This window comes from Psychrobacter sp. AOP7-B1-24, from assembly GCF_052376215.1.
Lineage (GTDB): Bacteria > Pseudomonadota > Gammaproteobacteria > Pseudomonadales > Moraxellaceae > Psychrobacter.
Genome location: NZ_JBQSVL010000087.1, coordinates 1 through 10,151, shown reverse-complemented (window position 1 = coordinate 10,151; position 10,151 = coordinate 1). Strand labels below are relative to the sequence as shown.

The 10,151-nt window shown below is 41.6% G+C and carries 10 protein-coding genes; 3 read left to right on the top strand and 7 right to left on the bottom strand.

The genetic code is table 11. The annotated features are described in order from the left end of the window. Positions 1-355: hypothetical protein (locus ACT3QP_RS12970; protein ID WP_444525795.1), on the top strand; the 355-nt coding region annotated here is incomplete at its 5' end. A gap of 477 nt (positions 356-832) precedes the next feature. Here ACT3QP_RS12970 and ACT3QP_RS12965 read toward each other — a convergent pair. Further along, positions 833-1,195, bottom strand: coding sequence for a hypothetical protein (locus ACT3QP_RS12965; protein ID WP_444525794.1), 363 nt, complete (start codon positions 1,193-1,195; stop codon positions 833-835). A 35-nt stretch (positions 1,196-1,230) separates the two neighbouring features. On the opposite strand from ACT3QP_RS12965, the gene ACT3QP_RS12960 reads away from it, so the two are divergent. Next, positions 1,231-2,031, top strand: a complete 801-nt coding sequence (locus tag ACT3QP_RS12960; RefSeq protein ID WP_444525793.1) for an SIR2 family NAD-dependent protein deacylase — start codon at positions 1,231-1,233, stop codon at positions 2,029-2,031. Between the two features lie 106 nt (positions 2,032-2,137). On the opposite strand, the gene ACT3QP_RS12955 is transcribed toward ACT3QP_RS12960, so the two are convergent. From ACT3QP_RS12955 to ACT3QP_RS12940, 4 genes are all read right to left on the bottom strand, one after another. Further along, the gene (locus ACT3QP_RS12955) at positions 2,138-3,136 is read right to left on the bottom strand and encodes an adenosine deaminase (protein ID WP_444525792.1); all 999 of its coding nucleotides are present in this window, start codon (positions 3,134-3,136) and stop codon (positions 2,138-2,140) included. A gap of 129 nt (positions 3,137-3,265) precedes the next feature. Then, positions 3,266-3,790 (bottom strand): TPM domain-containing protein, encoded by a 525-nt coding sequence (locus ACT3QP_RS12950; protein ID WP_444525791.1) that lies wholly within the window; start codon positions 3,788-3,790, stop codon positions 3,266-3,268. A 50-nt stretch (positions 3,791-3,840) separates the two neighbouring features. Continuing rightward, positions 3,841-4,989: a TPM domain-containing protein gene (locus ACT3QP_RS12945; protein WP_444525790.1), complete on the bottom strand. Its 1,149-nt coding sequence runs from the start codon at positions 4,987-4,989 to the stop codon at positions 3,841-3,843. 286 nt (positions 4,990-5,275) lie between these two features. After that, entirely contained in the window at positions 5,276-5,908 is a 633-nt protein-coding gene (locus ACT3QP_RS12940; protein ID WP_444525789.1) for a LemA family protein, read from the bottom strand. Between the two features lie 749 nt (positions 5,909-6,657). On the opposite strand from ACT3QP_RS12940, the gene ACT3QP_RS12935 reads away from it, so the two are divergent. Next, positions 6,658-8,217, top strand: coding sequence for an alanine/glycine:cation symporter family protein (locus tag ACT3QP_RS12935; RefSeq protein ID WP_444525788.1), 1,560 nt, complete (start codon positions 6,658-6,660; stop codon positions 8,215-8,217). Positions 8,218-8,576: 359 nt separating this feature from the next. Here the strand turns inward: ACT3QP_RS12935 and ACT3QP_RS12930 are convergent, their stop codons facing one another. Further along, entirely contained in the window at positions 8,577-9,218 is a 642-nt protein-coding gene (locus tag ACT3QP_RS12930) for a fasciclin domain-containing protein (protein WP_444525787.1), read from the bottom strand. A 263-nt stretch (positions 9,219-9,481) separates the two neighbouring features. Next, positions 9,482-10,060: a fasciclin domain-containing protein gene (locus tag ACT3QP_RS12925; protein WP_444525786.1), complete on the bottom strand. Its 579-nt coding sequence runs from the start codon at positions 10,058-10,060 to the stop codon at positions 9,482-9,484. Positions 10,061-10,151: the final 91 nt, after the last annotated feature.

Sequence of the window (10,151 nt, the reverse complement as noted above, 5' to 3'; positions counted from 1 at the left end):
GCAACTAGTTATTCGTTACACCCAGAAAAATTTAAAACCTTTATGCAAGTATCTTTATGGTAGTGAAAATTTTTATAAAGGAAAGTTGAATATGTATGAAATGTTGTTTATGACTTTCATCGCAACTCCTATATTTATTCAATATCACTTCATATATAAAAGAAAAGGATACTTTCCCATGTTCAAAAATGGTACTAGTACCATGCACAATAGCTTAGATGAAAAAAATACACTTTTACTGATCAAGGATCATTATCAATGGTTAGTGCTAAATGTTATATCTTTAGGGCTGGCCTTATTCTGGTTCTTTGGTAGTACGCTTTTTATGTTTTTAGCAAAAAGAGCAGACAGTTAATATGACCCTGCTGACTTTGTAGAATATAAAGACTTTGAACCAACCTGTCAGGGTACAAGCTGCAAAATCACAGATGTTTATGATTCTTATGGTAACTCAGCTATATTTGAAGCTGATCAAGCTTGTAGATAAGCTCACCATACTTAAGGAATCGATTACTATTGGCGTACGGCCCTTAAATTTTTGTAACCAGTTTTTCACTCGTAAACTAGAAGTAAAAAGCAGGGGTAGCACATATTAAATGTTGTGCATATCGTTGTGCATACAAATATTTTTTAATAATATAAACATATATATCAATAACTTACATTATATGATTGACTCCCGCCGAGCGCACCAATCATTATATTTACAATCTTGCGGCATTCTTCTCCTTAGCACTGCTCCAAACAACCCTTACTCATCAAATCAATATATCAAGGTGTTAACAGACTTTCTATGCCTATCGACTTTAGCATTTCTCACCTATAGAGAGTCTCACTCTGCATCTTGCAAATTAGCAGTCAACTGGGCGCGACTGGGCACACGGTGGTAATTAAGCACAGGAACATCACCCAAACGGCGCTGACCTATAGCCAGCTTTTTATCAATCGTCATCATCGCTATCTTGTTGCCTTGCTTACTGATTAATAAATGATTTGCCTTACGCGTGACTTGATAATCAGGAAAGTGCTGCTTTAATATCGCTGATGTTTTTTGCAGAGCATCATTCGGTGCTGTATTTTTTGATTTTGTGCCTTTATGCTTTTCGCCTGCTTTTGCTCCACGCGATTTTGCCACAAACCATAAAATTGCGATAATGGTAAACAGTATGACAAGCCACCAAATTCCATCTATCATAAGAAAAAATATCCATCATTAACAAGGGTTGGCTCATGTTAGCAGAATTATCACCAACGTTAATAGCAGAAGTAGCACTTGCCACCAAGTTACTGAAATTGAAACAACGTATTTGCATTTTAACAGGGGCTGGCATTTCTGCAGAAAGCGGTATTCCAACGTTTCGAGACAAGCAAACAGGCTTATGGGAAAACTATGGCGTAGAGGACTTGGCGACACCAGAGGCGTTCATCCGCGATCCAAAGCTAGTATGGTCATGGTATCAATGGCGTCGGCAAGTAGTCGCCGATAAAGCACCAAACCCAGCACATCATGCCTTAGCACAGTGGCAATATCATGCTCAGTCTTCCGATCAGCAAATAACACTCATCACTCAAAATGTCGATGATTTGCACGAGCAAGCTGGCAGTACTGTGACTCATTTGCACGGCAATCTATGGCGTAACAAGTGTAGTCAATGCGAGACACCTGTCCAAAATCAAGCAAGAGATTCGTATAGTAGCAAGGATACTGTCGGTTATGACGAAGCACTAATGACTTGCTATCAATGTGGCGGTTATATCAGACCAGATATTGTGTGGTTTGGTGAGGCGCTGCCTGTAGATGAGTGGCAAACCGCTGAAACTGCAGCGACGAACTGCGAGCTCTTTATTAGTATTGGTACCTCCAGCCTCGTCTACCCTGCTGCTGGACTGGCGCAATCAGCCAAACAAAATGGTGCCAAAATCATCGAAATCAATCCGAACCCCACACCAAACACACTCGTTGATATAACATTAGCAGAAAAAGCGGGCGTCATTTTGCCACTATTAATACAAGAGATTATTGCGCTATAGCGATAATGGTATGACTGACTTTGTTGAAAGTGTCCTAATGATATTATAAAAAAGGCTTAACGATTCGTACAAACCGTTAAGCCTTGGATACTAAAACCTATTGGATTTACTTTAGTGCCAGATCCACTTTCGCTAAATATGCCGCCTTTAACTCGTCATCTATAAACGACGATCTAAACGAGTTTTTTACCAAGGTAACAATATCATCTTCCGTTAACGGCAGATTTTCACAGATATTGATAAAGTTCTGATTCATATAACCTTTAAAATACGCTGGATCATCTGAATTGACACTGATATTTAGACCATAATCTAGCAGCTCTTTTATATTGTGCTCTTGATAATGCCCAAAGACTTTAAGCTCAATATTAGAGTTTGGGCAGACGGTCAGTGGCATTTGCTCATCTTTAAGTCGTTGCATCAGCTCTGGGCTTTTGATGGACTGAACACCATGATCGATTCTGTTGATATTCAATAAATCCAGTGCTTCATAAATATAAGAAAAATCAGCTTCTTCACCAGCATGAGCCACTAGCTTAAAGCTGGCTTCTTTTGCCTTTTCAAACACGTCTTTGAACTTTGAAGGTGGGTTGCCTAATTCTGAAGAGTCAAGACCGACACCGATAATGTCGTCTTTAAACGCCATCGCTTCGTCCAACGTGGCAAACGCTTCTTCTTGTGATAAATGCCGTAAGAAACACATGATGATACAAGAAGTAATGCCGAATTTTTCTTTGGCATCAGCCAGCGCTTCTTTGATACCCGTAATGACGGCTGCAAAGGGCACACCCCTTTCGGTATGGGTCTGAGGGTCAAAAAATATCTCGGTGTGAATGACGTTGTCTTCAACACATTTGAGAATATATGCCCATGTCAGATCATAAAAGTCATCTTTGGTCACAAGGACATTTGCGCCTGCATAATAGATATCTAAAAAACTCTGTAGATTATTAAAGTTATACGCGTTACGGACATCTTCTATGTCTTTATAGGGGATTTCAATCTGGTTTTTTTTCGCCAATCTAAACATCAGCTCAGGTTCTAATGAGCCTTCGATATGTAAATGCAGCTCTGCTTTTGGTAATTTCTTAATTAACTCTATCATAGTGTTCCAGTAGCTATTCTTTATAAAAAATACGTTATTTCTCGAAGCGCTATTGTATTTCAATTCATACTGAAACCCTAGCAAATAACGAGAACTGATGAGAATCATCATCAGACTTCATGATAAACGCTAACTCAGAAACACCACGGTATCAGACAGCTCATTGCCTGCTGGATCATGCTCTAGATGGTAGTATTGACGCAGCACTTGCCCGACTTCATCTAACAATTCAGCCAAGCTTTCTTCTATTTTTTGATTGGCAATACCAGATACCGCTTTTTCGCACATTGCATGCCAGACAGTAGGGCTAACGTGCGCACTGATACCACGATCGGCGACAATCTCTAATTGATGCTCACAAACATTGACGTAAACCAAAACACCTGTGTTTTCTTCAGTATCCCAAACTCGGTACGCGCTGAATAAATCAACGGCACGTTCATGGCAGTCAATATGATAAGCCTCTTGAATAGGTAAATGATTTTCTACAATCAAAAACACTTCACCGCGATGTCCACGCTCTGCACGTGTCACTCTATCGGTTAGACGCGCCTTGGCTTCTACTGTCAGCCACTTACTATGCAATAGAGGGACAAACAAAACTTGACGCCACCAGCGAGCAAAACTGGGATTTGAAGTGTTGTTTTCTGCCATTATATTTTTTCCTCAAGTACGTCATTGCCAACCGTCATTTAGTATCTGTGTTACCAAGATCCGCCAGCACCACCGCCACCAAATCCGCCGCCACCACCGCCAAACCCACCGCTACCAAAACCTCCGCCACCACGGCTGCCACCGCCTCCGCTACCAGGTAGGAATACCATACCACCACCTCGACGACCACCGCCAGAGCCACCTTTACCGCCACCACCACGTGAGATCAAAAACATCCAGATAAATATGGCCATAATCACCGTCATGAAGAAGCCGCCACCCAGTGCTAAAGAGCCAGCAAAAAAACCACCTGCCGTTAGGATAGAGCCAAACACGCGACCAAATATATTAGTAATAAAGCTACCAAATATCATCGCCATAATAAACAAGAAAATAGGTGATGGCACTTCATCAGCGTCCTGTTGGGCACTGCGTTCCGCTGCTTGCGCATCAGCACGAGCCAACACTTCAGGATCAGTAGTTAAACGCTCATTTAAAGCATCCACACCTGCCAATATCCCAGCACCATAATCGTTCTGCTTAAACAATGGCGTGATGTCTTCACGGATAATACGACTGACGGCAGCATCGGGCAACACACCTTCTAGCCCGTAGCCAGTCAAGATATACATATCACGGTCATTGACAGCGACAACCATTAGCAAACCATCATCGATATCTTCACTGCCCAGTTGCCATTTCTCAGCCACTTGCAGTGCATAGTCAAATATCGGTAAACCATTTGTTGTAGGAACGATAACCACTGCCGCTTGGGCGAAACCTTGCTGATAAATACTTCTTAACTGCGCCTCTAAACGCTGTTTCTCTTGCGAGTTTAGAATATTGGCTTGATCAACCACTGGCGAATTCAATATCAACTTATCCGCATCGACACTTTCTGCACTTGACTGTATCGGTGCTGGTGCACTGGTCTGCGCTTCTGTAGTCGTTTCATCATTAGTTGCATTAGGATTGACGGCTTCATTACCCAGTACTGCATCATTGATGGCTTCATTGGACTCGCCTGCTTTGGCAAGTGCCACTAAATCCTCGACACTACGATCTTGCAGACTTGATGTGCTATCAATAGCGACAGCATTATCGTCAACATTGCCATTAGTTGCAGCATGCAGCATAGACGTACCACTGACGCTGAGCGTGAACAGCAATACTGATAAGAGTGCTTTTGAATTATTCATCTAATCTATACCACCTCAATGACATCTGTACTATAGTCAATCTCATATAAATCCGACACAGTATCGAACACCTTTAGTCTACCATTCGTAGCACTATTACTTGCCTTTATAGATCCGGATTATGATGAGCCAACGATAAGCTGATAGGCATTTATATTTATCAAATATATTTATCAATGCCTTTAATAACAAGTTCGGCCGCTTACTCTAAATAAAGCAGCTTGTGCCGCTCTATTTCACTTATATCCCTTTTTCACTTATATATAATGCAATTATTGATTTCGCTCTACTGAGTAGTCGCTGCATCGTCATCGCCAAAATCTACCGTTGGTGCCGTTGATATCGCTTCTTCATTTGCCACACTAAAATTTGGCTTAGTATCCATGCCAAATACTTTTGCGGTAATGTTGGTTGGGAATTGACGCACCGTTGTATTATAGCTTTGTACCTCTTGGATATAACGGTTACGAGCGACAGCAATACGATTTTCAGTCCCTTCAAGCTGCGCTTGTAAATCTTGGAATAATCCATCTGACTTTAACTCAGGATAACGCTCAGAGACTGCCATCAATCGTGATAATGCCCCTGTCATCTGCTCTTGCGCCGCTACATAACGTTCCATCGCTTCTGGGTCGTTGAGCACTTCAGGCGTCGCTGTCATACCACCAGCACGTGAACGCGCTTCAGCCACTTGCGTAAAGACTTCTTGTTCCTGCTCAGCATACTGCTGTACCACTTTGACTAAGTTTGGCACCAAATCAGAACGACGCTGGTATTGGTTAACAACTTCTGACCATGATGCAGTCACCTGCTCATCTTGCGCTTGCAGGTTGTTATAACCACAACCGCTGAGACCAACGGTAGAGGTTGCTAGTACTGCTGCGAGAAAAATGGGTTTTATAATTGATTTTCGCATCATTATCGTTTCTCCTAATAATGGTAAGTAACAAATAACCAGTGAGATATTGGACTGACTATAGTAACTCATATTATAGCCTGTAAGCTGCTCTAGCCATAATGGCCCTATAAATATGGTTTTGCCATTATTGGTTACAAAACACAATCACTTTCCGCTCTCTCCTTACGGCTGTCTCAGAATATCGCTGCATATCACCACTCATCCGTGCAATACACACTCGTTATTTACGTAAATTGGGTCGTACTGAATAACTATATATGCTGATGAAAAAATAAAATTCTAGTAATTGGTACGAAAATATGGCAAATTGCAGTTACGTAGCCGTACGGTTTGAATACATTTGGTAGTGGACTTATAACACGATTAGTATTAGCAACCTCTTGATTATCGTTTAACTATCAAGTGTTTACGTAGTAATTCTAATCAACCATTCCAGTAGTGTAATCAATCGATACTGCTCATAGCAAATTAAATGCTGTCATCAGCATAAGCATTTAATTACATAACTGCCTGTTCTATCCACTATTGATAGTATCAGTACTATATAAATAGTAAATCCCACTGACAAACTAAGTGGATAAGTTCAGAAAACTACACTTCACTCTTGGTGGCTAAGCACGTATGAGACTTGACTGATACACAAGTCGGTGTAGCTAATTTAACTGCTTAACTTAGATAAGTAAGTTAACCAGTTAGTTTACTTCTAAAGCATACAGAGCCACTTTCGAGACAGTACTAGGAACATACTTATGGAAGGTTTAGTTAATTTAGTAAATGGAATTATCTGGAGTCCAGCACTGATCTATCTGTGTTTGGGCGCTGGTCTTTTCTATTCCATCATGACACGCTTCGTACAAGTACGCTTATTCAAAGAAATGCTCAGACTGTTATTTAAAGGGAAACCTGATAACGATGGTATCTCCTCATTTCAGGCACTAGCCGTCTCTCTATCTGGTCGTGTCGGTATGGGTAACATCGCCGGTGTTGCTGCTGCCATTGGCTTCGGTGGTCCAGGTGCTGTATTTTGGATGTGGGTTGTCGCCTTTTTAGGCGCGTCAACCGCTTATATTGAGTCTACCTTAGGTCAAATTTATAAAGAGCGTGATATCGTAACAGGCGAATATCGTGGTGGTCCTGCTTATTACTTCGAGCGTGCGCTTGGTCAAAAATGGTACGGTATTCTATTCGCTATCGCCTCAATCGTTGCTTGTGGTATCTTCTTACCTGGTGTACAGGCTAACGGTGTCATCAATGCTGTGGCTCAGGTTGCTGGTGAAGGTTCAGTGATGAACTTTATGGGTATAGAAACTGGCACAACTCGTATGATGGCTCTAGGCGTTGTTTTAGTCGTATTGGGCTTTATCATCTTTGGTGGTATCAAACGCATTGCTACCTTTACTGAGTACGCTGTACCCTTTATGGCAGTAGGCTATATTATCTTAGCACTGCTTATTATGTTTGCAAACTTTAGCATGATCCCACAAGTATTCGGTTCAATCGTTGGTGATGCTTTTACCGCGCAAGCCGGTCTCGGTGCTGCTATTGGTTGGGGCGTTAAGCGTGGTATTTACTCAAACGAAGCTGGTCAGGGTACAGGTCCTCACGCTGCCGCAGCAGCAGCCGTTGACCATCCTGCACAGCAAGGGCTGGTACAGGCATTCTCAGTCTACGTTGATACTTTATTAGTTTGTTCTGCTACTGCCTTTATGATTTTGTCTACTGGTATGTACAACATCCAAGGCACATTGCCTGATGGCCAGTTCTTGGTACAAAACGTAGCAGCAGATGTTGAGATTAACGCACCTTCATTTACCCAAATGGCGATGGAATCTGTTTACGGTACTTTTGGTAATACTTTTATCGCGATAGCGGTATTCTTCTTTGCCTTTACCACTATCTTGGCGTACTACTATATCGCTGAAGTAAACATTTCGTACCTTACCCGCTCTATGGGTCAAGGCGCTAGTAAAGCAGGTAAATTTATCGTAAAACTTCTTATCATGTTTATGGTTGCTTATGGCGCGCTAAACAGCTCAGGTTTTATCTGGGGACTTGGCGATGTTGGTGTTGGCCTGATGGCTTGGTTGAACATCCTTGGCATCATCGTGATCTTCTTTGTCGCTCGTCCTGCTATCGATATCTTACGAGATTACGAAGCACAGCTCAAAGCAGGTGGTGGTACGACTGCCAAACGATTTGTTTTTGACCCTAAGAAATTCGGTATCAAGAATGCGACTTACTGGGAAGAGCGTCATCTAGAATTGGAAAAAAGAATGGCTGCTGACCCACTAAACAAAGAAGTTAAATAAGCAAGCTCAACTACTTGTCTAAACAACATTTTAAGACAGTGGTTACGTAATCATATTAACTAAAGCCCGAGGCCGTCGTCTCGGGCTTTTTTATGGTCGCTCAATAGTCTCTAATCTCTCTACAAAGTCGCTCAGCATCAATCTCAAACAATGTATCATCGAAGAACGCTAAAATAGTTACAAAGCAGGTGACTGTGGACTGTAAAGGTGCTCCCTCTAAGGATGGTGACACCGTAGCGGTTTAGTAGTTCACTGACTGTAGCTTGCTTACCATAAGCAAGACACAAAAAAGCCCAGCTCGCTAGCTAGGCTTCTTCGATGTCATTGATAAATGATAAAACTCAGTCTATAAAAACAACTTATTCAGGCATTAATACCGCATCGATAGTGTGAACCACACCATTAGTTGCCATAATATCTGTACCTGTGATATTGGCTGTGTTACCAGTAGCATCAGTGATGACATTATCTTCGCTGATAGAAATAGTTGCACCGTTAGCAGTCTCAATATCAGTACCATAAGGGATGTCAGCAGCCAATACTTCTGACGCTAACACGTGGTAAGGAAGTACTTTTTTGAGCAAGTCTGTATCAGCCAATAGCGCTTCTTTGGTCACGCCCAAGCTTTCTAATACAGGAGCAAATGCATCATCTGTTGGTGCAAATACAGTATGCTTGGTCTCTTCCATCAACATAGTGTCAAGACCAGCCGCTTGTAATGCCGCGTTTAGAATGGTTAGATTTTCGTTGCCTGCAGCAAGTTCAGCAATAGTTTGCGTAGCAGCAGTTTCATCCATCATGTCAGTCTCAGCCGCTGGATCTGTTTCGGCCATTGCATCAGTTTCGGCCATTGCATCAGTTTCAGCCATTGGCTCTACAACCGCTTCTTCAGTAGTCGTTTCAGGCTCAACTGGATCAGTTGTGGTTTCTGTATCATTACAAGCGGCTAATGACATGGCAGCTGTAACAACAGCGATAGATAGTAAGTTTTTCTTTAACATGGGTATTTCCTTATCAATGAATGGTCAATTACATTATTTGATTAACAAATAAGTTTCTCAGTTAATGAATATAACAGTGAATAATTTATTTGTTGCAAACGATACCAATTGAACCAGTGCCGATTACGCCAAACTTGTTACATCAATAACTACGATTTTAACTGATTATTTTTTAATTACTGCTTACTTAGGTAGCAACACTGTATCAATCACGTGTACGGCGCTATTATTAGCTTGTACAGCTAGCAGGTTTTCACCAAGAATTATTTAGGAAGCAGGACTTTATCGATAACGTGTACTACACCATTGTTAGCAGCAATATCGGTTTCTAAAATATTAACCGTACGACCATTTTCATCTTTTAATTGGCCTTGATCGGTAACCACGAGTGCATCTTTACTCAGCATGGTAATAGTGCCTGGCTTCACGTCTGCCGCATATACTGGTGCAGCACCGTTGATCACATGGTAGCCCAAGATTTTAGTTAGCAATGGCTTGTTGGCAAACAGTTGATCTTTCGTCATACCTGTTTCTTGCAACACTTGTGCAAATGCTTCATTGGTCGGCGCAAATATAGTGAAGTTAGCGTTAGGGTTAGATAACGGTGCAGCGATACCAGCAGCTTCTACCGCTTCAACAAGCAATGAGAAATCAGCATTACTTTGTGCAACTTGTACCACATTCATATCTGACATTGCTTGCGTATCTGACACTTCTTGACTACTGGTAGGTGCTTCAGTCGAGGCACTGTCACCGTCCGCTGGCATCATGCTGTTACAAGCACTCAGGCCTGCAACTGAAAGTGCTAATGTACCAATGGCAGCAATTTTAGTAAGTTTCATAATGATATCCTTAAGTATTAATAATTAAGTATTTTAGGCGATGATAATGTCATCTCAATGGTTAATTTGCATTTCGTAGGCAACTATTACG

Excerpts from the sequence above, each read along its gene's own strand:
- ACT3QP_RS12925 (WP_444525786.1), bottom strand. The coding sequence starts at position 10,060 with ATGAAACTTACTAAAATTGCTGCCATTGGTACATTAGCACTTTCAGTT.
- ACT3QP_RS12960 (WP_444525793.1), top strand. The coding sequence starts at position 1,231 with ATGTTAGCAGAATTATCACCAACGTTAATAGCAGAAGTAGCACTTGCC.
- ACT3QP_RS12935 (WP_444525788.1), top strand. The coding sequence starts at position 6,658 with ATGGAAGGTTTAGTTAATTTAGTAAATGGAATTATCTGGAGTCCAGCA.
- ACT3QP_RS12955 (WP_444525792.1), bottom strand. The coding sequence starts at position 3,136 with ATGATAGAGTTAATTAAGAAATTACCAAAAGCAGAGCTGCATTTACAT.
- ACT3QP_RS12950 (WP_444525791.1), bottom strand. The coding sequence starts at position 3,790 with ATGGCAGAAAACAACACTTCAAATCCCAGTTTTGCTCGCTGGTGGCGT.
- ACT3QP_RS12940 (WP_444525789.1), bottom strand. The coding sequence starts at position 5,908 with ATGATGCGAAAATCAATTATAAAACCCATTTTTCTCGCAGCAGTACTA.
- ACT3QP_RS12965 (WP_444525794.1), bottom strand. The coding sequence starts at position 1,195 with ATGATAGATGGAATTTGGTGGCTTGTCATACTGTTTACCATTATCGCA.
- ACT3QP_RS12930 (WP_444525787.1), bottom strand. The coding sequence starts at position 9,218 with ATGTTAAAGAAAAACTTACTATCTATCGCTGTTGTTACAGCTGCCATG.
- ACT3QP_RS12945 (WP_444525790.1), bottom strand. The coding sequence starts at position 4,989 with ATGAATAATTCAAAAGCACTCTTATCAGTATTGCTGTTCACGCTCAGC.